At 52.7% G+C, this 23,589-nt stretch carries 24 protein-coding genes, 1 tRNA gene and 3 pseudogenes; 22 read left to right on the top strand and 6 right to left on the bottom strand.

Features of this window, described 5'->3' with window-relative positions:
• The first annotated feature begins 52 nt into the window (after positions 1-52).
• From rlmD to Q9J80_RS05925, 9 genes are all read left to right on the top strand, one after another.
• On the top strand, positions 53-1,417 hold the full coding sequence (gene rlmD, locus Q9J80_RS05965; protein ID WP_301673412.1) for a 23S rRNA (uracil(1939)-C(5))-methyltransferase RlmD: 1,365 nt from the start codon (positions 53-55) through the stop codon (positions 1,415-1,417).
• 200 nt (positions 1,418-1,617) lie between these two features.
• On the top strand, positions 1,618-1,956 hold the full coding sequence (locus Q9J80_RS05960) for a hypothetical protein (RefSeq protein WP_118787478.1): 339 nt from the start codon (positions 1,618-1,620) through the stop codon (positions 1,954-1,956).
• 281 nt (positions 1,957-2,237) lie between these two features.
• Complete coding sequence (locus tag Q9J80_RS05955) at positions 2,238-2,594, top strand: RHS repeat domain-containing protein (protein ID WP_301673413.1); 357 nt, start codon at positions 2,238-2,240, stop codon at positions 2,592-2,594.
• Between the two features lie 76 nt (positions 2,595-2,670).
• Positions 2,671-4,089: a tetratricopeptide repeat protein gene (locus tag Q9J80_RS05950; RefSeq protein WP_304671360.1), complete on the top strand. Its 1,419-nt coding sequence runs from the start codon at positions 2,671-2,673 to the stop codon at positions 4,087-4,089.
• A 19-nt stretch (positions 4,090-4,108) separates the two neighbouring features.
• On the top strand, positions 4,109-5,206 hold the full coding sequence (locus Q9J80_RS05945; protein ID WP_304671359.1) for a DNA-binding transcriptional response regulator: 1,098 nt from the start codon (positions 4,109-4,111) through the stop codon (positions 5,204-5,206).
• Between the two features lie 11 nt (positions 5,207-5,217).
• Positions 5,218-5,754, top strand: coding sequence for a GTP-binding protein (locus Q9J80_RS05940; protein ID WP_003710372.1), 537 nt, complete (start codon positions 5,218-5,220; stop codon positions 5,752-5,754).
• A gap of 1 nt (position 5,755) precedes the next feature.
• Positions 5,756-6,400 (top strand): peptidase M23, encoded by a 645-nt coding sequence (locus Q9J80_RS05935; protein ID WP_115119530.1) that lies wholly within the window; start codon positions 5,756-5,758, stop codon positions 6,398-6,400.
• A gap of 20 nt (positions 6,401-6,420) precedes the next feature.
• Complete coding sequence (locus tag Q9J80_RS05930; protein WP_019272530.1) at positions 6,421-6,780, top strand: roadblock/LC7 domain-containing protein; 360 nt, start codon at positions 6,421-6,423, stop codon at positions 6,778-6,780.
• Positions 6,781-6,864: 84 nt separating this feature from the next.
• Positions 6,865-6,940: transfer RNA gene (locus Q9J80_RS05925), tRNA-Asn, on the top strand.
• A 396-nt stretch (positions 6,941-7,336) separates the two neighbouring features.
• Here the strand turns inward: Q9J80_RS05925 and Q9J80_RS05920 are convergent.
• A pseudogene (locus Q9J80_RS05920) lies at positions 7,337-7,453 on the bottom strand (IS5/IS1182 family transposase); the annotation flags it as partial.
• Positions 7,454-7,645: 192 nt separating this feature from the next.
• A complete protein-coding gene (gene dacB / locus Q9J80_RS05915; protein WP_304674130.1) occupies positions 7,646-9,055 on the bottom strand; it encodes a D-alanyl-D-alanine carboxypeptidase/D-alanyl-D-alanine endopeptidase in 1,410 nt (469 codons plus the stop codon).
• A gap of 158 nt (positions 9,056-9,213) precedes the next feature.
• On the opposite strand from dacB, the gene Q9J80_RS05910 reads away from it, so the two are divergent.
• The 3 genes from Q9J80_RS05910 to Q9J80_RS05900 all read left to right on the top strand — a co-directional run bounded on the left by Q9J80_RS05910 (position 9,214) and on the right by Q9J80_RS05900 (position 11,907).
• Positions 9,214-9,786, top strand: coding sequence for an NADPH-dependent FMN reductase (locus Q9J80_RS05910; RefSeq protein ID WP_301673416.1), 573 nt, complete (start codon positions 9,214-9,216; stop codon positions 9,784-9,786).
• A gap of 114 nt (positions 9,787-9,900) precedes the next feature.
• Positions 9,901-10,575 carry a response regulator transcription factor gene (locus tag Q9J80_RS05905; protein WP_301673417.1) on the top strand — a complete coding sequence of 225 codons (675 nt, stop codon included), beginning with the start codon at positions 9,901-9,903 and terminating at the stop codon, positions 10,573-10,575.
• A gap of 81 nt (positions 10,576-10,656) precedes the next feature.
• Positions 10,657-11,907, top strand: coding sequence for an ATP-binding protein (locus Q9J80_RS05900; RefSeq protein ID WP_301673735.1), 1,251 nt, complete (start codon positions 10,657-10,659; stop codon positions 11,905-11,907).
• Positions 11,908-11,943: 36 nt separating this feature from the next.
• On the opposite strand, the gene rng is transcribed toward Q9J80_RS05900, so the two are convergent.
• Complete coding sequence (gene rng, locus Q9J80_RS05895) at positions 11,944-13,437, bottom strand: ribonuclease G (RefSeq protein WP_301673418.1); 1,494 nt, start codon at positions 13,435-13,437, stop codon at positions 11,944-11,946.
• Between the two features lie 213 nt (positions 13,438-13,650).
• On the opposite strand from rng, the gene grxC reads away from it, so the two are divergent.
• From grxC to Q9J80_RS05875, 4 genes and pseudogenes are all read left to right on the top strand, one after another.
• Complete coding sequence (gene grxC / locus Q9J80_RS05890) at positions 13,651-13,908, top strand: glutaredoxin 3 (protein ID WP_002214462.1); 258 nt, start codon at positions 13,651-13,653, stop codon at positions 13,906-13,908.
• Between the two features lie 20 nt (positions 13,909-13,928).
• Positions 13,929-14,372 carry a protein-export chaperone SecB gene (gene secB / locus Q9J80_RS05885; protein ID WP_003754271.1) on the top strand — a complete coding sequence of 148 codons (444 nt, stop codon included), beginning with the start codon at positions 13,929-13,931 and terminating at the stop codon, positions 14,370-14,372.
• A gap of 86 nt (positions 14,373-14,458) precedes the next feature.
• Entirely contained in the window at positions 14,459-16,501 is a 2,043-nt protein-coding gene (gene recG, locus Q9J80_RS05880) for an ATP-dependent DNA helicase RecG (RefSeq protein WP_301673419.1), read from the top strand.
• Between the two features lie 432 nt (positions 16,502-16,933).
• Positions 16,934-17,050, top strand: a pseudogene (locus Q9J80_RS05875) (IS5/IS1182 family transposase); the annotation flags it as partial.
• 149 nt (positions 17,051-17,199) lie between these two features.
• Here Q9J80_RS05875 and argC read toward each other — a convergent pair.
• From argC to Q9J80_RS05860, 3 genes are all read right to left on the bottom strand, one after another.
• Positions 17,200-18,243, bottom strand: coding sequence for an N-acetyl-gamma-glutamyl-phosphate reductase (gene argC, locus Q9J80_RS05870; protein ID WP_301673420.1), 1,044 nt, complete (start codon positions 18,241-18,243; stop codon positions 17,200-17,202).
• 73 nt (positions 18,244-18,316) lie between these two features.
• Entirely contained in the window at positions 18,317-18,766 is a 450-nt protein-coding gene (locus Q9J80_RS05865) for a DUF6636 domain-containing protein (RefSeq protein WP_301673421.1), read from the bottom strand.
• Between the two features lie 3 nt (positions 18,767-18,769).
• On the bottom strand, positions 18,770-20,020 hold the full coding sequence (locus Q9J80_RS05860) for a YihY family inner membrane protein (RefSeq protein WP_301673422.1): 1,251 nt from the start codon (positions 20,018-20,020) through the stop codon (positions 18,770-18,772).
• A 154-nt stretch (positions 20,021-20,174) separates the two neighbouring features.
• Between Q9J80_RS05860 and Q9J80_RS05855 the strand changes: the two are divergent.
• The 6 genes and pseudogenes from Q9J80_RS05855 to Q9J80_RS05830 form a co-directional block, all read left to right on the top strand.
• Positions 20,175-20,396, top strand: a pseudogene (locus Q9J80_RS05855) (NAD(P)H:quinone oxidoreductase); the annotation flags it as partial.
• A 156-nt stretch (positions 20,397-20,552) separates the two neighbouring features.
• Positions 20,553-21,212, top strand: a complete 660-nt coding sequence (queC, locus tag Q9J80_RS05850) for a 7-cyano-7-deazaguanine synthase QueC (RefSeq protein WP_301673423.1) — start codon at positions 20,553-20,555, stop codon at positions 21,210-21,212.
• Between the two features lie 27 nt (positions 21,213-21,239).
• Positions 21,240-21,755: a DUF1543 domain-containing protein gene (locus Q9J80_RS05845; protein WP_301673424.1), complete on the top strand. Its 516-nt coding sequence runs from the start codon at positions 21,240-21,242 to the stop codon at positions 21,753-21,755.
• A 6-nt stretch (positions 21,756-21,761) separates the two neighbouring features.
• On the top strand, positions 21,762-22,184 hold the full coding sequence (gene queD, locus Q9J80_RS05840) for a 6-carboxytetrahydropterin synthase QueD (RefSeq protein WP_301673425.1): 423 nt from the start codon (positions 21,762-21,764) through the stop codon (positions 22,182-22,184).
• A 268-nt stretch (positions 22,185-22,452) separates the two neighbouring features.
• Positions 22,453-22,824, top strand: a complete 372-nt coding sequence (locus Q9J80_RS05835) for a DUF1304 domain-containing protein (RefSeq protein ID WP_301673426.1) — start codon at positions 22,453-22,455, stop codon at positions 22,822-22,824.
• Complete coding sequence (locus tag Q9J80_RS05830) at positions 22,821-23,459, top strand: 7-carboxy-7-deazaguanine synthase QueE (protein WP_301673427.1); 639 nt, start codon at positions 22,821-22,823, stop codon at positions 23,457-23,459. The genes Q9J80_RS05835 and Q9J80_RS05830 overlap by 4 nt, the downstream gene beginning before the upstream one ends.
• Positions 23,460-23,589 lie beyond the last annotated feature (130 nt).

The raw sequence follows: 23,589 nt of genomic DNA, 5'->3' as shown, positions 1-23,589 counted from the left end.
CGATGGTGTTTTGGCAAATCATACCTGAAACCGTGCGGTTTTGTGCGAAAATATGCGTTTCGGTACAGTACGGACGGATTTGGGAGTGGAGACGGAAGTAAATGTCGCGGAAATTTCCGCCTTGGATTATGAAGGCAGGGGTGTGGCAAAGGTTGGCGGCAAAACGGTTTTTATTAAAGGGGCATTGCCGTCTGAAAGGGTTGGTTTTCGGATTGTCAGACAGAAAAAGCAGTTTGACGAAGCGGAGGCGGTGGCGATATTCAAAGTTTCAGATGAGCGTACCGTCCCGCAGTGCCGTTATTTTGAACGCTGCGGCGGTTGTTCCCTGCAACATATTTCCCCGGCGGCGCAGGTGGCGTTCAAACAAAGGATGATGGAAGAGCAGCTCGAGCGTATCGGCAAGGTCAGGCCGCAGCAGATATTGCCGCCGATTTACGGACATGTATGGCATTATCGGGACAGGGCGCGGTTCAGTGTGTCATTAGACAAATCATGCCGTCTGAAACTGGGGTTTCAGGCAAAGAAAACGAATGATGTGGTGGGTATTTCGTCATGTATGCTTCTTCCGAAGCCGGTTTCGGACAAACTGTCCGCCATCAGGGGGCTTTTGCAGGATTTGGCGGAAGAGGGAAGTGTTGCCCGTTTTGCCGAGTTTTATCGCGGCAGTGAAATCACCGTATTGAACATCGCGTTCAAAAGCAAACTTCGGCAGAACGAAGAAAACCGGATTCGGCAGTGGTTTGATTCGGAATTGTCGGACGGCTGGCAGGTTTGGCTGCAAATCGAAGGGGGCGTATCGCAACCGTTTTATCCCAAAACAGACAAAACATTAAAATATACATTACCTGAATTCGGCATCGAAATGCCATTCCGTCCGGGAGATTTTACACAAATCAATACCGATACCAACCGGCTGATGGTTTCACGCGTCGTGAAAATGCTCAACATACGGCAGGGCGAAAGGATTGCCGACCTGTTTTGCGGTTTGGGCAATTTCAGTCTGCCGATGGCAAAAAGCGGGGCGGATGTCGTCGGCATCGAAGGTGCGGAAAACCTGGTCAGGCGCGCCCGGCAAAATGCCCGGTTGAACGGTTGCGACGGACAGACAGACTTTATTGCCGCCAACCTCTTTGATTGCACCGAAAAGACAGTCGCCTCTTGGGGAAGGTTTGACAAAATGCTGATAGACCCTCCCAGAAGCGGTGCGTATGAAGTCGTCAAATCGCTGCATACACCCTACCTTCCGCAAAAAATCGTTTATGTATCCTGCAACCCTTCCACTTTAGCACGGGATGCGGGCGTGTTGGTTGAAAAAGGCTATATACTCAGCCAGGCAGGGATAATGAATATGTTTGCCCAGACATCTCATACCGAGTCTGTCGCCGTATTCGATTTGTTGCCGCAAACAGGAAAATAACTTTTTGAAAATCAAAGGCAAAGAATAATTAAGGAAGGGGTGCAAACAGATAGTGCCCGACAAATACATTTAAACGTATAAAACATAAGAGGAAGTAAATATGATAATCCTATTAAGCAAATTATCAAGGAATATGAAGATTTAGGAATGCTTAAAAAGGGAGAATTGACACTAAGTAAAATTAAAGAAGCTTGTAAATAATGAGAGAACAAATTTTGAAGTTGAAAGCAATTGGTAGAATGCCAACAGAATCAGATGCAGATGACAATGATGAAAAAATAGATGAATTGATAGAACAATATAATGAGCTTATATCAAGTATAGAAAAACCTATTACACTTGAAGAAGCAGAGGTATTAGTATCTCTTTTTCCAGATGGTTTTTTCTATGATATGCATTGGGGATTATTGCATCTTTTTGAAACTTGTATTTTAAGTGCATCAGAGGAAGAATATCAAAAACTTATAGATAAATGTCCAAGTGAAGAATGGCGAGAAAATTTACAAATTCGCTATGAAAATTGGAAAAAGAAAAATTAATAATATTGGGACGGCAACGTTCTTTTACACGAATGGGAATATGAAAAAGAAAACGCCCCACGCCGAGTTGTTAATAAGTTAGGCGAAGTATCTTTTGACAAGCAGAGCTAGTGCAAAACCTCGGAACGTGGGTGTATGACGGTGGTAGCTACACCCCAGTGGCAAGGCTTGCCGAGGAGGACAGCTACACCATCGTGCAGGACTATCTGGGTACGCCCATACAAGCTCTAGACAGCAAGGGCGAGGTAGTATAGGACTGTGTCCTCGACATCTACGGAGAAGTGTTCAGACTGAGAGGAGAGCGAGACTTCATACCTTTCCGTTTCCAAGGTCAATACGAGGATGGGGAAACGGGACTGTACTACAACAGGTACAGATACTACTTGCCCGAGACGGGTACCTATATTTCTCAAGACCCAATAAGATTGGCAGGGGCTAATCCTACGCTATACGGATATGTTTTCGACCCCAATACAGAAATTGACCCATTTGGATTGGATTGTGGTAAAGCAACTTCAAAAGCTCGTAAATATGAACAACAAATCCAAGAAAGGTCATATGGCAAGGCTTGTGCAGAAGGCATATTGTCAAACGTTAAATTATGGTATGATTTGAAACTTACAAGTCTATTTCAGTAAATCGTTAATAATAAAAGCGGACAATTGCCGTTGCAGGCAGTCAGCTATCCGCTCGTTACGGTATCGGGAGTATCCTTTGGAAAACTCATTAATTATCGGTCTGGCACTGGCGGTATTGCTGGTGCTTTTGGTTATGCGTGCGAAGCAGGGTAAGAAAACACCGAAGCGCAAATCCCAAGGTGTCGGCAATACGCAGGGGCAGCCGCCTGGAAGCAATGATTCGGACTGGGTTGATCAGGTTGACCAATCGGTTTCAGACGGCACGCAGACGGGATTTTCTTGGAATGAGAGTGCCGAAAACGCATCTGCGGCAGTATCCGCGCAAGAAGTCGATCCGCTGACGGAATATCAGGTTTATAAGCAGTTCGGTTATCAGGGCAAGGCTGCCGAGTCTTTGGCTGCCTATCTGGACGGTATTCCGGATGGTGAAGCGAAACCTGAAAACCTTATCCGCGAGCTGCTCGATATCAATCTCGAAGTGGGGGATGTCGATGTTTTGGCAGACAATCTGCAAAAATACGGCAAACTGATTCCTTCCGAACTTTTGGCAAAATATATCGAACAGGCATTACAGCGCGATTCAAACCATTTGCGTATCCGCGTCTTGGCGGAAGAAGGTTTGGGATGGGGCATTCAGGAGATTGAAAAACGTGCGGAAGGCGGTTCTGCGACGGCAGCTTCCGCATCGCCCCCGCCGGATGCCGGCGGTAAGGCTTATGGAGCCGAAGAAATCAAGCGCATCCCGATTGTGCGGGGCAAAAAAGACGTGTCCGGAATCAGCCAAGAGGAAATCGGTGCGATTGCCGGTCTGGTTCGTGCCGATCAAGGTGCGAAAATCCTTAAAGACAAAGTCAGCTACGAAACGGCATCGAAACAATACGACCGTGCCATCCAAACTTCCGAAAAACCTGCAAACCTGATTATCGATGCATTGAAACTCGATTACCAACACGCGGACATAGACCGTTTTGCCGGACATTTGTGGAAACTTTACCAAACGTTGGGCAACTACGGCAGGCAGGTTAAAGAGCGGATGCTGGGGTGGGGGTACAGCTTGGGTTACCATGAAGTTTTCGATGATTTGGAAAAGGGGCCGAACGACCAGCAAATCAAAGACATCGGTATGGGGCACGGATATCTGCCGAAAAATATACAGAAATTCAAAGCGCAACATCGGGATTTGGTGCTTCAAGATTCTTCGTTGATTAACACCGGTTCGTCTCCGGCAGACGATGCGGTTAAGGAAGTAGAGTCGTTGCTGATGTATGGTCAGATTGAGGCGGCAATGGATGTGTTGGAGCAGGCGGTATTGAAATATCCCGACGAGTCCCAGCTTTATATTACGTTGATCGATATTTATGAACGTACTGAAGATTGGGATAGGTTGGGGCAGTTTTTAAGGGTATTGAGGGAACGTGCGGACAGGCTTCCTGAAGAAGTCGTTATGCTGATGAGCCGGCTGCTGCAGCGTATGAATCAAAATATAAAAAAATAAAACGGTACGGAAAATAAAAATGGAAGTTCAACTGCCGAAAATTAAAACAGTACGCGTAATGTTGGCGGGGATGACGGCGCAGCAGGAATCCGTTTTCAAAATGGCATTCAAAATGCACAATACCACCCGTTATGAAACGGTATCCCCTTCAGACGGCAGTGCCGTGCCCGATTTGGTTTTGGCGGATACCGATGCCGAGGGTGGTTTTGAGCTTTGGAAAGAGCTTGCCGAGCGTTATAAGGATATACCTGTCGCCGTCTGCTCGGAGAAAGTTCCCGATTCTGAAGTTCCCTACCTGCCCAAACCGATTCGGTTTGAAACATTGTTTCCTATGCTCCGCAAGTTGTTGCAGGGCGAGAATGTTTATGGGAAATCGTTTATTGCACCCGCAGATCGGTCGGCGAAAAACAACGGGAACGTACAGCGTACGGTTACGATACGCCGGTTTAACCCGAATAAAGGATTATTGGGGGCGTTGCGGTTTGCGGAAAAGAACAGGCGGGACATCGCTATCTTGCATGGAAATAAGCCGGTTCTTATTGTTTTCCCCTCGATACAACGGGTTTTGCTGACAGAAAGTGTGCAAAAACTCGAAGCGTTGTGCAAAGACGAAAATTTGCAGGTCAGTTGCAAGACTGTTCCCGATAACCCGCAATGGCGCGAAAAGGCTAAAGTAGGCATTATGTCCTGTATGTGGCAATTTTCCATTTGGACGGCGCAAGGCAGGTTGATTTATCCGATTTCTCCCGATACTCCGTTTACGTTGAAATCTTGGCCAAACCTGACCCGGTTGGCAAATGTGCCGGGATCGATACGCTTGTCGGCATTTCTGACCAAGGCATCCGTCAACCTTAACGTGTTGTATAAAGTGATGCCTTTAAACCTCAATGATATTCTGAATTATCTTGCGGCAACCTATACAACCGGGTTTTTGTCGGTAGATTTAAAAACGGTTTCACAACAGGCATACTCCGATATGGCGGATAAAATAAATATCGGGGCCGATTCTGCCTCTGATAGTGAAATGGTGAAAAAAGCGGAAAAAATCACGACACCATCCCAATCCCAGCCGCGCGGCCTTCTGCAAAGGCTGATGAAAAAACTGTTGGGCAGCTAAGAGGTGGAGAGATGAGAGAAAATAAAATTATTTTCACAGGACCTGTCGGCGTAGGGAAAACCACTGCCATTGCGGCTATTTCGGATGAAGCACCCGTCCAGACCGATGCTTCCGCATCCGATATGACTTTGGATAGGAAAAGGAATACGACAGTGGCGATGGACTACGGGGTCATCAGCTTGGATGAGGATACCAAAGTCCATTTATATGGTACGCCCGGTCAGGAACGGTTCAACTTTATGTGGGAAATCTTAAGCCAAGGCAGTATGGGTTTGGTCTTGCTTTTAGATAATGCCCGAACCAACCCATTGAAAGATTTGGAATTCTTTTTGCATTCGTTTCGAGGGCTGCTGGAGAAGGCACCCGTCGTTGTCGGTATTACCAAGATGGATATACGCTCTCAGCCCGGTATCGACGTGTATCACAAATATCTTGCAAAACATAATCTTAATGTTCCGGTTTTTGAAATTGACGCCCGTAAGGAAGATGACGTAAAGCAATTGGTTAGCGCAATGTTATTTTCTATTGATCCGGGACTGGAGGTTTAATATGGAATCAACACTTTCACTACAAGCAAATTTATATCCCCGCCTGACTCCTGCCGGTGCATTTTATGCCGTATCCAGCGATACCCCCAGTGCCGGTAAAACCTTATTGCACAGCCTGTTGAAAGCGGATGCAGACGAAGTGGTCAGCAGTGAGAAGCTGCTCGCCTGGGCGGACACCGCCGACATCGATACCGCTTTGAACCTGTTGTACCGTTTGCAAAAACTCGAATTCCTCTATGGCGATGAAAACGGTCATTCAGACGGCATCAATCTGTCGGACGAGCAATTGCCGCTGTTGATGGAGCAGTTGTCCGGCAGCGGTAAGGCATTATTGGTCGATCGGAATGGTCTGTATCTTGCCAATGCCAATTTCCATCATGAGGCGGCGGAAGAGTTGGGGTTGTTGGCGGCAGAAGTTGCACAGATGGAAAAGAAACACCGGCTGCTGATTAAGAACAACCTGTATATCAACAATAACGCTTGGGGCGTTTGCGACCCTTCCGGTCAGAGCGAATTGACATTTTTCCCATTGTATATCGGTTCAACCAAATTTATTTTGGTCATCGGCGGCATACCCGATTTGGGCAAAGAGGCATTTGTTACTTTGGTCAGGATTTTATACCGCCGTTACAGTAACCGTGTGTAAAACTTGGGATAGGAGGGTTTATGCAGCAATTATTAATTTCGGTTTTGGAAGACTTGAACAACACATCTCCGGATATTGTCGCATCTGCCGTTATCTCAACCGACGGATTGCCGATGGCGACAATGCTTCCTTCACATTTGAATTCAGACAGGGTAGGGGCGATTTCTGCCACTTTGCTTGCTTTAGGCAGCCGCTCGGTGCAAGAACTCGCCTGCGGGGAATTGGAACAAGTGATGATTAAAGGAAAATCAGGCTATATCCTTTTAAGTCAGGCGGGTAAGGATGCCGTGTTGGTGCTGATGGCAAAAGAAACCGGCAAACTTGGTTTAATCCTATTGGATGCCAAACGGGCGGCAAGGCATATTGCAGAAAGTATATAAGGGTTGTACATTCAAAGGCGGAGTACAATCAGTTGTAAATATATGTTGACATAGTCTGCATTTTGAATTAATATTTAAAGCTATTCCCCGATAGCTCAGTCGGTAGAGCGACGGACTGTTAATCCGCAGGTCCCTGGTTCGAGCCCAGGTCGGGGAGCCAAATTCCAAAACCCTCTAAGTATTTTCTTAGAGGGTTTTGTTTTTGTCAGAGAATCCGGTACGGCATCCTTTTATGGAGGGAAAGTTGTTACCCAATCAAGGCGGATTTTAGAATACGTAGAGAAGCAATGCGGCACGGTTCTTAAGTATTTGTGGATAAAATATCCCGATTCTGCCGTGTTGAGGCATGGTGGGAATAGGGGGAAATGGTATGCCCTAATCGGGAGGATCGCCAAAAGCCGTTTGGGTTTGCAGGGGATGGGGGGTAACATCCATTAATGTGAAGAGTAATCCTGATATGGTTTCCGTTTTGAGGTGGTGAGAAAATTTTTTACCTGCATACCATATGAACAAGCAGCATTGGGTCGGTATCGTGTTGGATTATGGTGCGGAAACGGATGAAATATAGTGGATTAAATTTAAACCAGTACAGCGTTGCCTCGCCTTGCCGTACTATTTGTACTGTCTGCGGCTTCGTCGCCTTGTCCTGATTTAAATTTAATCCACTATATTGATGCTGTTGGATTGGAGCTATGATTTGATGGGGAAATAAAAATGCCGTCTGGACTTGATTGCACCCTATAAGTTGGGGCAGTGCAAGTTCAGACGGCATTTTATCGTGGGTCGGCAGAAATCGGAACAAGGCGGTGAAACTGCAAACTGTACGGCAATGCGGTAACCTGTTAATTCACTATATTTTGTCCGTTCAGGCTTGGCGTTCTTTGCACATCAGTTTCGCATCCAGCCAGCCATCGCCGCCGGAGATGATGTTGTTGGCAACGAAGTTGTCCAAGTCGGGCAGCAGGGAAACGGCGCGGCCGCTGTTGATGATGACGACCACCACCATCGGTTTGTCGCCCAGCCAATAACCTGCAAGGGCGCGGACATTGTTGAGCGTGCCGGTTTTTAAGCGCAACAGCCCGCCGCTTTGTTTGAAGCGGTTGCGTAAAGTTCCGTCTGTGCCGGCGATGGGTAGCGTGTCGATGAAATCTTGTGCAAACGGGCTGAAATAAGCCGTTTCCAACATTTGCGCCATCATTCTCGCCGTTACCCTTTCTTTTCTGGACAGACCTGAACCGTTTTCCAAAACCAAATCCGCAACATCGATGCCCGACACGGCAAGTTCACGCCGGACGGCAGACGCCGCCTGTTCGGAAATGGCGGGCAGTTTGCCGTTGCCGCCGAGTTTGAGGAAGACGGAACGCGCAATCAGATTGTCCGAACGCTTGTTCATGTCCGTCAAAATTTCCTTCATCGGTTTGGAGTGTGCAACGGCAAGCGTCTGCGCGCCTTCCGGTGTGTCGGCTATGCCGATGCCGTCTGAAATCCGTCCGCCGCCGAGCAGCCAGTGGTTGGTAAAACTTTGCCGGATCAGTTCGTCAAGTACGAACATCCGGACACCGACAGGCTTGCCCAAACAGCTTTCGGGAATATTGCCGCGCAATTTCAGCGTATTGTCCGAAAAAGATGCACGCATCAGTTTTTTGACCGAAGGGCAGGCAGCTTGGGAGGCGGTAATTTTCAAGTTGTTTTGGGCGAAAATATGCGGCAAAGGCGGATCGGTGAGGATGTCGGTACTGCCGGCGGCATTGCGTTCGGCGCGCACCATAACCATACCGGCAGACAGCATAGTCGGATTGGGGGGCGTCATAAACGGCGAACCGCTGTCGGCTTCGAAATCGTCGGGACTGCCGACTTCGCCCCACAGCTTGTGGTCGAGCATCAGGTGCCCCGTGATATTGCGTATGCCTTTGTCGCGCAACTGTTTTTGAACATCAAGCAGGTTTTCCTGATTGAAAACGGGGTCGCCGCTGCCTGCCCAATACAAATCGCCATCCAGCGTGCCGTTACTCACTTTGCCGTTGCTTTTAAACTCGGTCGCCCAGCGGTAATTGCTGCCGAAGGTTTTGAAGGCGGCAAACGCGGTAACGAGTTTCATCGTGGACGCGGGATTGACGGGGACATCCGCGCGATGGTCGATGACGACCCTGCCGCTGCCGAGTTCTTGGACATATACGGCGATTTTGTTTTGCGGAATGCGGCCGATATTGAGCGCGTGTGTGGCGAGGGAGGCGAGAAGCAGCAGCAGGGAGGCCGCTGTTTTGGGGAAATTCATAGGTGAATCTGTTACATAAAAAAAGCAATTATAAGGCAAAGCCGGATAAGTGGGAACGCCGGGGCGGCGGACTGGCTTGTTTGCAGGGGAAATCATATATATAATAATCGTTATCATTATGAAATGATTGAAACGCACAAACTTAATATTCAGGAGGAATGATTGTGGCTAAGAAAATCAGTATTTTGGTGGGCAGCCTGCGCCGTGCTTCGTTTGCGCGCAAAGTGGCATTGAATGCGGCGGAGATGTTCCCCGAAGGCTGGCAGGCGGAAATCGTCGAAATCGGACATCTGCCGCTTTACAATTTCGATTATGACGACCCTGCGGTGGAAGATGTGCCGCTGCCCGAAAGCTACACGGCTTTCCGCGAAACGATTAAGGCTTCAGACGGCATTTTGTTCGTTACGTCCGAAAACAACCGCACCGTTCCCGCCTGTTTGAAAAATGCGGTGGACATCGGTTCTAAACCGAATGCCGACGTGGCGTGGAAAAACAAACCTGCCGGCATCATCAGCCATTCCGTCGGCAAGATGGGGGGCTACAGTTCTCAAAAAAACCTGCGTCTTGCTTTGTCTTATTTCGATATGCCGCTGACAGGGCAGCCTGAGGTGTTTTTGGGCAATTCGCCGACGCTGTTTGATGAAAAAGGCAAATTGATTGACTCGGCAAGGGCGTTTGTCCAAGGCTATATCGACCAGTTTGCCGCTTTGGTGGAAAAACACGCCAAGTAGTTTGAACAAGGACAGAAACCGCAGAATCTTGGTTCTGCGGTTTTTTGCTGCCGCTAAATTGCGGCTAATTTTAGGGTGTTAGAATAGGCACGGTTTATTTTGAAGGGAAAGTTGATGCGTGTTTTGCTGGTGGAAGACGATGCGATGATTGCGGAAGCGGTGTCGGCAAATTTGAAAGACGGCGGCTATGCGGTGGATTGGGTCAAAAACGGCGCGCAGGTTGCAGCGGCGGCCGCTGCCCAGCCTTATGACCTGATGCTGCTGGATTTGGGTTTGCCGGGGCGCGATGGTTTGGATGTTTTGTCGGAAATACGCGCGGCAGGCTGCGCCGTCCCCGTGCTGATCGTTACGGCGCGTGATGATTTGTACAGCCGGCTGAACGGTTTGGACGGCGGTGCGGACGACTATATCGTCAAGCCGTTCGATATGGCGGAGCTTAAGGCGCGGATGCGGGCAGTGTTGCGGCGCGGCGGCGGTCAGGGACAGGTTTGCCTGTCCAATGGCGTGATTTCGCTGAATCCGGCAACGTATCAGGCGGAAATTGTTGCCGAAGGGCGGCAGGTCGCGTTGAGCAATAAGGAGTTTTCGGTATTGCAGGCTTTGTTGGCGAGGCCGGGTGTCATTCTGTCGCGCTCGGATTTGGAGGACAAGGTTTACGGTTGGGGCGAGGAAGTCGAAAGCAATGCGGTGGATTTTCTGATTCACGCGCTGCGTAAGAAACTGGGTAAGGAAAGCATACAAAATGTGCGCGGTGTCGGCTGGCTGATGCCGCGTCAAGATGCCGTCTGAACAGGAACGAAGATGCCGGACCGTTTTTTTAAAATTTTAAAACATTCGCTTCAGGTCAGAATCAGCCTTGCCCTGATTTGGATGTTTGTTCCGCTGGCAATGCTTGCAGGTATGTTTTCCTACTACGAAACCTTCCACGAAACGGAAGAGTTGCAGGACGACCTGCTCCGTCAGGCAGCATTGTATGTCGCCCCCGATTCCAAACCCGAAACTTTGCCCGAGGGCGACGGCGATACGCGCATTTTCGTGCAGATGCCGCAGCAGGAAGACCCTGTTGTCAGCCTGCCCGCGCATCTGGCGGACGGTCTGCACACGCTTCAGGCGGACGATGACGATGATTATTACCGCGTCTATATCCGCACGACCGAACAGGGACGGATTGCAGTCATGCAGGAAAACGAATACCGTGAAGATTTGGCGGCGGATGCGGCACGGCAAAGCGTGTTGCCCCTGCTGGCGGCACTGCCGCTGATGATACTGCTGACCGTGTGGATTACGCACAAAGCCATGCGCCCCGTCCGCAAATTGTCGCAAAGTCTCGAACAACGCCGAATCAATGACCTGTCTGCCTTGAGCGTGGACAATATTCCCAGTGAAATCAGAGGTTTCGTAACTGCCATCAACCTGCTTTTGAAGCGTGCGGATGAAGACATCCGCCACCGTCAGCGGTTTGTCGCCGACGCGGCACACGAATTGCGTACGCCGATGACCGCCCTTTCCCTTCAGGCGGAACGGCTCAACAATATGCCGCTCCCGCCCGAAGCGGCGCGGCAGTCTGCCGTTTTGCAGCAGAGCATCAGGCGCAACAAACACCTGCTCGAACAGCTTTTGGCACTGGCGCGTTCGCAGTCGGACGAAACCCCTCTGACGAAAACAACATTCGGTCTGCAAAGCCGTTTCCGCCAAGTGTTGCAGGAACTGATGCCGCTGGCTTTGGAAAAACGTCAGGACATCGGTGTGGCGGTCGAAGGCGATGTCGAAGTGTCTGCCGACGAAACGGAAATCTATACGCTGATTAAAACCTTTGCCGACAACGCGGTACGTTACACGCCGAACGGGGGCAGGATAGATTTGGGTTTCACGGATGAAGGGAAATATCTCGCCGTGTGGGTGGAAGATAACGGGAACGGCATTCCCGAATCCGAACGCGCCCGTGTCCTCGATCCGTTTTACCGTATTTTGGGAACGGAGCAGCAGGGGACGGGGCTGGGTCTGTCCATCGCCGACACGCTTGCCACAAAATACGGCGGACATTTGGAATTGTCCGACAGCCGCAGGTTCGGACACGGCCTGCTGATACGCGCCTTGTTGGACAAGGAAACCCTGAAATAGACAGATGCCGTCTGAAGGCTTCAGACGGCATTTTTTTTACATCAGCACTATATCGTATTGTTCCTGCGTGTAAGCGGTTTCGACCGCCAAAGAAATCGGTTTGCCGATGAAATCTATCAGCATTGCCAAGGATTGCGATTCTTCGTCCAAAAACAGGTCTATGACGTTGGGGGCGGCGAGGATGCGGAAACTTTCGGCATCGTAACGGCGCGCTTCGCGGACGATTTCGCGCTGGATCTCATAACACACGGTTTGCGGCGTTTTCAGACGGCCTCTGCCTTGGCAGGAAGGGCAGGGTTCGCAGAGGACTTGGTTTAAGTTTTCGCGCGAACGTTTGCGCGTCAGCTCGACCAGTCCCAAATGGGTAAAGCCGTGCAGGGTGATGCGCGTGCGGTCGAAGGCGAGGGCTTTGGCAAGCTCTTGCAACACGGCTTCGCGGTGGCTTTCCTGCGCCATATCGATGAAGTCGATGATGATGATGCCGCCGAGGTTGCGCAGCCTCAATTCGCGGGCGATGGTGTGGCAGGCTTCGAGGTTGGTGCGGAAGATGGTTTCGTCGAAGTTGCGCGCGCCGACAAAGCCGCCGGTGTTCACGTCTATCGTGGTCATCGCTTCGGTGGACTCGATAATCAGGTAGCTGCCGAAGTTGAGGTTGACGCGCGGTTGCAGGGCGCGGCCAATTTCCTGTTCGACGTTGTGGGTTTCAAACAGCGGGCGTTCGCCTTTGAATAGCTCTATCCTGCCCAATGCGCCGTGGACGTATTGTTCGGCAAAACGCGTCATGCGCCCGTGGTTTACGGTGGAATCGACGAGGATTTTTTGCGTGTCGCAGCCGACCATATCGCGCAACACGCGCAGGCTTAAAGGCAAGTCCTGATAAAGCAGGGTTTCCGGCGGTTGGATTTTTGCCTGTTCTTGGATGTGTTCCCACACTTTGGTCAGGTAGTCGATGTCGGATTGTAGCTGTTCGTCGGTGGCGTTTTCGGCGTTGGTGCGGATGATGTAGCCGTGGCATGCCTTTTCCGGCAGGAGCTTGTTGAGACGCTCGCGCAGGTTGCTTCGTTCCGTATCGTCTTCGATACGCTGGGATACGCCGATATGTTCTTCCTGCGGAAGGTGGACGAGGAAACGCCCTGCCAGCGAGATTTGTGTGGAAAGGCGTGCCCCTTTGGTGTTGATCGGGTCTTTGATGACCTGCACCAAAACCGACTGCCCTTCAAACAGCATATGTTCGATGCGTTGGGTTTCTTCGGGGTTGCGGCGTTGTTCGAGGACATCGACGATGTGTAAAAATGCCGCGCGTTCCAAACCGATGTCGATAAACGCGCTCTGCATGCCGGGCAGCACGCGGCGCACCACGCCCAGATAGATATTGCCGACCAGGCTGTGCCCGCTGTTGCGCTCGATGTGCAGCTCGCAGATATTGTTTTCCTCCAACACCGCCACGCGCGTTTCCTGCGGCGTGATGTTGACCAATATCGTTTCGGGCGGGCGCGCGATGTCTTTGGGGATAGGGAGTCCTGACAACATGGTTTTTCCTGAAAATGTAATAAAAATATTTTTGCACCCGTTCCGCCGCGCAGCGCGGGTGCAAAAATATTTTTCACAATTCCTATCATACTTTAAAAAAGAAACTTTGACACATTCCGCACATGCCGTCTGAACGTGCATCTGTTCCGCACTTGCCAAACGGGGGAAATGCCCCTATATTGATTATCATTGCAAAACTTTCGGAAACCCAATATGCAGACCGTTACCATGTACACAGGTCCGTTTTGTCCCTACTGCACGATGGCGAAAAGGCTGCTGCACGCGGCAGGTGTCGGACATATCGACGAAATCCGTGTCGATGCAAGCCCCGAAGCCTTTGCCGAAATGCAGCAGCTTTCGGGACAGCGCAGCGTGCCGCAGATTTTCATCGGCGAAACGCACGTCGGCGGATTTACCGACCTCTACCGCCTCCAGCAGGAAGGCGGGCTGGACGGGCTGCTGAACCCTTAACCCCCAACTAGGAAAACAAAATGAGCGAAGAACTGCAACCCGTATTCAGCATCGAGCGACTGTATGTCAAAGACTTGTCTTTGGAAGTGCCGCACGCGCCGCAAATCTTTTTGGAACAGGGCGAGCCTGAAGTGGATATGCGCGTTTCCACCGGCAGCCAAAAGCTGGAAGACGGCTACTACAACGTGGACGTTACCGTAACCGTTACCGCCAAATTGGATAACGAGCGTACGATGTTTTTGAACGAAGTAACCCAAAGCGGTATTTTCCGTCTGGAAAACATCCCCGAAGAAGATGCCGACCTGCTGCTTGGCGTGGCGTGTCCGAACATCCTCTTCCCTTACGCGCGCGAAGCCGTTTCCAGTACGGTAACGCGCGCCGGCTTCCCGCCCGTCCTGCTTGCGCCGATTAATTTTGAGGCGATTTACCAACAACAGCAGGAAGCCGAAGCCGCCGGGGCTTGATTCCTGCCTGTCCGATGCCGTCTGAATCCGTTTCAGACGGCATTTTTGTTTTCGGATAAAATAGGCGCGTCCAAAGGAATCTGCCTATGATGTCGCCCGAAACCCGAAAACAGCTGAAAATCACCGACGTTTCCGCCAAGAAGCTCGACAAACTCAACCTCCATACCGCGTGGGATTTGGTGTTGCACCTGCCGCTGCGTTACGAAGACGAGACGCACATCATGCCGATTAAGGATGCGCCGATCGGCGTGCCGTGTCAGGTCGAGGGCGAAGTCATCCATCAGGAAGTAACGTTCAAACCGCGCAAGCAGCTGATTGTCCAAATCGCCGACGGTTCCGGCAGCGTCCTTTTCCTGCGCTTCATCCACTTTTACGCCAGCCATCAGAAACAGACGGCGGTCGGCAAACGCATCCGCGCCGTGGGCGAAATCAAACACGGGTTTTACGGCGACGAGATGATTCATCCCAAAATCCGCGATGCCGAGAGCAGTGGTTTGGCGGAAAGCCTCACGCCTGTCTATCCGACTGTAAACGGTTTGAATCAGCCCACTTTGCGCCGTATTATTCAGACGGCGTTGGACGTTACGCCGTTACACGATACTTTGCCTGATGCTTTATTAGGCCGTCTGAAACTGCCGCACCTTGCTGAAAGCCTGCGCCTTTTGCATTCGCCGCCGCCGAGTTTTACCATCCACCAGCTTTCCGACGGCGCGCTGCCCGCATGGCAGCGGCTCAAATTCGACGAACTTTTGGCGCAACAGCTTTCCATGCGGCTGGCGCGGCAGAAGCGTGTCAGCGGTACGGCGGCGGCATTAGGCGGCGACGGTACGCTGACCCAAGCTCTGCGCCAAGCCCTGCCGTTTGCCCTGACCGATGCACAAGAAAAAGCCGTGTCCGAAATCCGCCGCGATATGGCACAAACTCACCCCATGCACCGCCTGCTGCAAGGCGATGTCGGCAGCGGCAAAACCATCGTCGCCGCCCTGTCCGCGTTGACCGCCATTGAATCCGGTGCGCAGGTGGCTGTAATGGCGCCGACCGAAATCCTTGCCGAACAGCATTTCATCAAGTTCAAACAATGGCTTGAGCCGTTGGGTCTCGAAGTCGTCTGGCTTTCCGGCAGCCAGCGCAAAAAAGCCAAAGACGAAGCCAAAGCCAAACTGGCCGACGGTACCGTCAAAATCGCCGTCGGCACGCACGCCCTGTTTTCAGACGACGTCGAGTTCCAAAATCTCGGCTTGGTGATTGTGGACGAACAACACCGCTTCGGCGTCGCCCAACGCCTCGCCCTCAAAAACAAAGGACGCGACGTCCACCAGCTAATGATGTCCGCCACCCCCATCCCGCGCACGCTCGCCATGAGTTTTTTCGCCGACTTGGATGTGTCCGTCATCGACGAATTGCCGCCCGGGCGCACCCCGATTAAAACCCGCCTCGTCAACAACGTCCGCCGCGCCGAAGTCGAAGGCTTCGTCCTCAACATCTGCCGCAAAGGGCAGCAGGCATACTGGGTCTGCCCGCTGATTGAAGAAAGCGAAACCCTGCAACTGCAAACCGCCACCGAAACCCTCGAGCAGCTTCAGGCAGCCCTGCCCGAACTCAACATCGGCTTGGTACACGGACGCATGAAGGCCGCCGAAAAAGCCGAAGTCATGGCGGAATTTGCCGCAGGCCGTCTGAACGTCTTGGTTGCCACCACTGTCATCGAAGTTGGCGTAGATGTGTCCAACGCCGCCCTGATGGTGATCGAACACGCCGAGCGCATGGGCTTGGCGCAGCTGCACCAATTGCGCGGTCGGGTCGGGCGCGGCGCGGCGGAAAGCGTGTGCGTCCTCCTGTTTGCCGAACCCTTGAGCGAACTCGCCAAAGCGCGGCTGAAAGTCATCTACGAACACACCGACGGATTCGAAATCGCCCGCCAAGACCTCAACATCCGTGGCCCCGGCGAATTTCTCGGCGCGCGCCAAAGCGGCGTCCCCATGCTGCGCTTCGCCAAGCTCGAAGAAGACCTGCACCTCTTGGAACAGGCGCGCGAAATCGCCCCCATGTTGATTGAGCAAAACCCCGAAATCGTCGAAGCGCATCTGGCGCGGTGGCTTTCCGGCAGGGAAGGGTATTTGGGCGTGTGAAGCAAAATGCCGTCTGAAATATTAGAAAAAAGTGTAACAGAAATCTGATTTTTTATAGTGGATTAACAAAAATCAGGACAAGGCGACGAAGCCGCAGACAGTACAAATAGTACGGAACCGATTCACTTGGTGCTTCAGCACCTTAGAGAATCGTTCTCTTTGAGCTAAGGCGAGGTAACGCCGTACCGGTTTTTGTTAATCCACTATATTATTTTTGACACATTTTCATGATTTTAAATCCCGTTATTCCCAAATGGGTGGAAATCCGGCAATGGGAAGCCGCAGAGACTTATCGGGAAAACGGCAAGCCCTCCGCTATCATTCCCGCACAGGCGGGAATCTAGAAATGAAAAACCACGGTGTTATCGGAAATGATTGAAACCGGAGAAATGACGGAATCGAAGCGTGTGGAAATGTGTCGGAAATTGCTGAAACCGGATAAACTATAGTGGATTAAATTTAAATCAGGACAAGGCGACGAAGCCGCAGACAGTACAGATAGTACGGCAAGGCGAGGCAACGCTGTACTGGTTTAAATTTAATCCACTATAGATTCCCGCTTTTGCGGGAATGACGGGATTTCAGATTGTTGTTTTCGCGGAATGATGAGCCGAAAGCCGTCCGGACCCAAAAAAACCGTCGCTTTCAGACGGCATCAAGAACCGCAGGCACGATGCCTGCGGTTTGCCGTTTGCGCTTCAGGGGAGCAGGGGGATGCCGCCCAAGCCGTGTGTTTCCTCCAGTCCGAACATAATGTTCATATTTTGCACCGCCTGACCCGCCGCGCCTTTGACGAGGTTGTCGATGACGGAAAGGACGACCCACACATCGGATTGCGCCGCCTGACGGATGCTGATGCGGCAGATGTTGCTTCCGCGCACGCTGCGGGTTTCGGGTGTCGAACCGGCAGGCAGGATGTCCACGAACGGGCTGTCGCGGTAGTAGTCGCGCAGGACGGTTTCGGGGTCGCTGCCGTCTGAAAGGTGGAGGTAAACGGTGGCGTGCATGCCGCGTATCATCGGCGCGAGGTGCGGCGTGAACACGAATCCTTCGGCGATGCCGTCCTGAAGCCCGGCGATGGTCTGCCTGATTTCGGGCAGGTGGCGGTGTCCGGCTATGCCGTAGGCTTTGAAGTTGTCGCCGGCTTCGCACAGCAGCGAACCGACATTGCCTTTCCTGCCCGCGCCGGACACGCCGGATTTGCAGTCGGCAATCAGCGGCATACCGGCTTTCAGACGGCATTGCCGCAACAGCGGCACGAGCGGCAGGGAAACGCAGGTCGGGTAGCAGCCGGGGTTGGCGACGAGGCGTGCCTGTGCGACGGCTTCGCGGTTGAGTTCGCTCAATCCGTACACGGCTTGGGGAACGAGGCCGGGGGCGGCGTGGGTCATGCCGTACCAGTGTTCCCAAGTCGGAATGTCGCGTATGCGGAAGTCGGCGGAGAGGTCGATGACGCGCACGCCCTGTTCCAAAAGGCGCGGCGCGTCTTTCATGGCGATGCCGTTGGGCGTGGCGAAGAAGACGATGTCGCATTGTTCCAAACCTGCCTCGTCGGGCGTTTGAAAGGCGAGGCCGTACACGCCGCGCAGACTCGGAAAGTAATCGGCAACTGCGGTCCCCGCTTCGCTGCGGCTGGTTACGGCGGCAACTTCGACATCGGGATGGGCGGCAAGCAGGCGCAGCAGTTCCACGCCCGTGTAGCCCGTCGCGCCGACAATGCCGGCTTTGATTTTTTTGCTCATGGTTTTTCCTTTGTGTGGTTGGCGGGTATGCCGTCCGAACGCTGCAAAACTGCGGTTCGGACGGCATTCTGTTTTAAAACATACGCTGCCATTTGCGGTTGAGCAGGAAGCCGTGTCCTGCCGAGTTGGTGCAGAGTACGCCGTTTTCAAGGCTGCCGCACTGCCAGCCTTTGCCTTTGGCGGTGTGTCCGTAGGTGAGGACGGGCGGTTCGGGGCTGTACGGATAGTCGCTGTAACAGCTCATGTAGGCTTTCCCTTTGTTGTCGATGTTGAACACATTGCCCCAGTCGAATCCGCATCCTTTGGGTTTCGGCATGGCGGGTTTGGTATTGTCGGTTTCGCGGATGAAGCAGGATACGCCGTGCCACGGTTCTTCGTCTTCCGGCGGTCCGGTGTCGCCGCCGCAGACGATGTTGCCGCTGGGGGATTGGAAATTGACGGCGAAAATGCCGTCGGGCACATCGGCGTGTGCGTGCGCGAAGGCGAGGGTTACGGAAAGGATGAGGAAGGTTTTGCGTAACATGGTTTATCCTCCGGATGTTGCGGGGGAATCGGGGGAAACGGTTTGCCCGGTTTGCGCGTCAAATTCCGCCAGTGTCATGTTGAGCGTCTGCAGACAGGGCTGCATGACGGCATCGACGGTTCGGTTGGCTTTGTCTTTGTTTTGGGCGGCGGGGCGGTACACGAAGAGTTTGAAGAGTTCGTCCAGTGCGATGGAATCTGCGCCGGTTTTTAACACCCAACCCTGTCTGCCGGAATAGATATAGCCGTACCGCGCCAGCTTTTCCAGAAGCTCGCCCAATTCGTCGTAGCCCATATTGATATGCCTTCTGAACTCTTGAACGGACAGGGTTCGACCTTCTTTTTGCGCCGCATCCAGAAGCAGCAGGATTTTCAACACGTCGTCAAACCGTCCGCGCGAGTCGAAACCCCTGCGGAAGGCCTCGCCCTGCCAATAAGACAGCGACGAAGTCAGCACCGCGCCGCCTAAGACCAGCGTCCACAGCAGGTTCAGCCACAACAGGAAAAACGGCACGGCGGCAAATGCGCCGTAAATCGAGCGGTAGCCGTCGAAATTGCCCATATACCAAGTGAAGAGGAAACGTGCCGTCTCTAGGCAGAATGCTGTAATCAAAGCCCCGACAAACGCCTGCCGCGCGGGAACGAAGCGGTTTGGCACGAAGCGGTACAGCCCCCACAGCAAAAGCGTCATGAAGGTCAGCGTCGCCGCCGTCCGCAACGCGCCCGACCACTGCGGCGCACCTGAGGCAAGCGCGGCATCCTGTACCGAGCCGACCATAAAGGAAATGCCCACGCCCAAAGACAGCGGCCCGAACGTCAGTAAAGCCCAATAAACGAGGAACTGCATCATCCACGGACGCTGGGAATTGACCCGCCAGATGCGGTTGAACGTATTGTCTATCGTCCGAATCAGCATCAGCGAGGTAACGACCAGCATCACGCTGCCGATTGCCGTCAGCCGGTTCGCCTGCTCGCGGAACGCATTGATATAGTCGAACACCATGTCCGCGCCCTGCGGCACAATGGTCTGGTTGACGAAGGAGACGAACGAATCCGACCAGCGGTCGAACACGGGGAAAATCGAAGCGACCGCCACCATCACGGTCAGCACGGGGACGAGTGCCAGCAGCGTCGTAAACGTCATGCTTGCCGCCGCCTGCGGTACGCGTTCTTCATCAAAGCGGCGGACGACGAACCATGCAAACGCACAGATTTTATTGTCCGCCAAACCTTGCAAACGTTGTAAAAAGGTCATAATTCCTTGCCCGGTCAGTAGGTTGGGCGTTGATGCCCGATGTTATAGCCAGTTTTGCCGTCAGGAACAAATGCCTGAACTGCGGCTGTTTCAGACGGCATCGGGACAACCGTCATGCCGTCTGAAGACCGAACCATTTTAACGGAATCCGCCTATGAACCCAAATCCCCCTCAAAATCCTCGTCCTCTACTGTTCCCAAAACAGCAGCACCCGCAATCCCGCCCGCCGAATCGCTCGCGGCATCGACAGCGTTGAAGGTTGCGAAGCCGTATTGCTTACTGTTCCCAAGTGTCCTCCGTCTGCGAAGCCGTCGAAAAAGATATTCCCGACAGCGGCTCCGTCCCGACCGCCGAAGAAAACGACACCGCCTTCGCACAAGGCAGACGCTTGGCGGAACTCGCCGTCAAGTCGGCATAAGCCGCGTGTTCGGACTCAGATGCCGTCTGAACGCGTTTGCCTGTATAATCCGCGTCTTTACTGTCCAACTTCGCGGTTCGCAAACCTCCCGCGTTACCAAAACTAGGATTCGATATGTCAAACCAAAAAGCCTTGGTCATCTTCTCGGGCGGTCAGGATTCGACCACCTGCCTGATTCAGGCAATCCAAACCTACGGGCGCGAAAACGTCCAAGCCATCACCTTCCGATACGGGCAACGCCACGCCGTCGAGCTGGAACGCGCAGAGTGGATCGCGCAGGATTTGTGTGTCAGTCAAACCGTACTCGATTTGAGCCTGATGCGGCAGATTACGCACAACGCCCTGATGGACGAAGCCGCCGCCATCGAAACTGCCGAAAACGGCGTTCCGAATACCTTTGTAGACGGCCGCAACGCGCTTTTCCTGCTCTACGCCGCGATTTACGCCAAAGGGCAGGGGATACGGCATATCATCGCAGGCGTGTGCGAAACCGATTTTTCCGGCTATCCCGACTGCCGCGACGTGTTTGTCAAATCGATGAACGTTACCCTTAATCTGGCGATGGACTATGATTTCCAAATCCATACGCCGCTGATGTACCTGACCAAGGCGCAAACTTGGGCGTTGGCGGATGAAATGGACACGCTGGACTACATCCGCGAGCAGACCCACACTTGCTACAACGGCATCGTCGGCGGCTGCCACGAATGCCCGAGCTGCGTGTTGCGCGAGCGCGGATTGGCGGAATATTTGGAAAGTAAAAAGGCCGTCTGAACGCGCGCAAACCATAAGGAATACGATATGCCCAAGCTTCATATGTTTTACCTCGGCGGCAATGCCGGCCGCTCCAATATCGAAGTGCACGACATCCAATTTGCCGTGTGCGACGATTACCGCGAAGCCGTCCCCGCGCTCAAAGCCGCATGGTTCGGCGATGCGGACAAAATCCACATCGACGGTTGGCAGGTTGTCGAATGGGCGGACGGTTACGACATCGCCGTATCCGAAACGCCCAAAACGGAAATGCCGTCTGAACACGCCCCGCGCCTGTATTTCGCCAATGTCGGCGGTTATCGCGCGGGTCAGCTTGTAGAAGCGCATGCTTTCGGACTGTTCGCCGCCGCCACGCCTGCCGAAGCCAAACAAAAAGCCCTACGAACCCTGCTGACCGACTATGTTCAGCAGCATAAAGACAACTTGAAAGACGTGGACAACCTGCTTGCGCTCGACCGCATCGGCAATTTCCATATCCGCCTGACCCCGAATCCGCACGGCAAACCCGCCGAAATCGGCTTTCAAGGCTATTTGCCCATTTGAGAACCCATGAAAATCACCAAAATCTTCACCTTCGACTCTTCGCATATGCTCGACGGGCATGACGGCAAATGCCAAAACCTGCATGGGCATACCTACAAACTCGAAATCACCGTTTCAGACGGCATCATCAAAGGCGGCGCGAAAGACGGTATGGTAATGGACTTTACCGACTTGAAAGCCATTGTGAAACAACATATTACCGACCCCTTCGACCACGCCTTCATCTACCACGGCGACAACGGGCGCGAATCTCAAATCGCCGCGCTTTTGGAAGGCTGGAATATGAAAACCCTGCGCCTGCCCTGCCGCACCACTGCCGAAAATATGGCGGTCGAAATGTACTGCCGTCTGAAAAACGCGGGGCTGAACGTGTGCCGCGTCAAATTGTGGGAAACGCCGACATCGTGCGCGGAATATGAAGGGGGGTAGGGGATAGTTTGAACGTATCGATATAGTAAATTCAAATAAGACATGCCCAACCGCGTCATTCCCGCGCAGGCGGGAATCCAGACCTTGATTTATCAGGAATATTTAAAAATTGCAGCAATTCCAAATCTCTGGATTCCCGCCTGCGCGGGAATGACAGTGTGGGGCGTCCTTATTTGAATCTGCTGTAAAACGGTTTTTTCTCCTGCACGGATTCCCCGTCTTTTCAAACGGCATTCCATCTCAAACGTACCCATTAAAAGGAACACCCATGAAACTCCTCTCCACCATTCTCGTTCTCCTCGTCGCCGCCGAACATTTCTACATCGCCTGGCTTGAAATGACGCAGATTCCCAGCGAAAAGGCGGCGGAAACGTTCAAGCTGCCTTATGAATTTATGGAACAAAAGCGCGTGCAGACCCTGTTTGGCAATCAAGGGCTGTATAACGGCTTTCTCGGCATCGGGCTGGTGTGGTCGCGGTTTGCCGTGCCGGACAATGCCGTTTACGGCGCGACGATACTGTTTCTCGGCTTCGTCCTGATTGCCGCCGCGTGGGGCGCGTTTACCACAGGCAACAAAGGCATACTCGTCAAACAGGGGTTGCCCGCATTTTTGGCAGCGGCGGCGGTATTGGCGGTATGAAAAAAATCAGCGTCGCCCCCGAAAATCCGCAATACCGCATCGTTGAAATCTTTGAAAGCCTGCAAGGCGAGGGCTGGCACACGGGCATGCCTGCCGTTTTCGTCCGCTTGGGCAAATGCAATCTGGCGTGCGGCTGGTGTGATACCGATTATTTGACATTCGGTATGATGAGCCTGTCTGATATTTTAGGCCGTCTGAAAACCTACACCGCGCGCAACATCATCATCACCGGCGGCGAACCGACCATCCAGCCGCATCTCGACACCCTCTTGAACGCGCTCAAAGCCGAAGGTTATTTCCTCTGTATCGAAACCAACGGCCTCAAGCCCGCGCCGCCGCAAATCGACTACACCGCCACCAGCCCCAAAGCCTGCTATGCCGCCAAATACGAAAAAAGCTGTATCGAAACCGCCGACGAAGTGCGGATTGTTGCCGACGGCGATGTCGTCGGGTTCTGCGAAAATATGGAACGCAAAATCCGCGCGCATCATTACTACCTTTCGCCCTGCGAACAAAACGGCGCAATGAACATCTACGACACCATCCGCCAAATCGGTCTCTTAAACAGCCGCCCTGACGCGTCCGTCCATTGGCAGTTGAGCGTGCAGACGCATAAATGGGCGGGGATAGAGTAGTTTAAGTAGTGTAACTCAAAGGGTCGGCGTACCGTTTTGCCGATGTTCGACATACGGGAAGTGTACCGCTTCCGCGTGAAACTGCCGGCATTTCCGCTGCCTGATTGGGGCGGAGCCTTACTGAATAAGA

Source organism: Neisseria blantyrii (assembly GCF_962747855.1).
In the GTDB taxonomy this organism is placed as follows: domain Bacteria; phylum Pseudomonadota; class Gammaproteobacteria; order Burkholderiales; family Neisseriaceae; genus Neisseria; species Neisseria viridiae.
The sequence above is the reverse complement of the archived record's forward strand: the minus strand, read 5'-3'. Positions and strand labels throughout refer to the sequence as shown.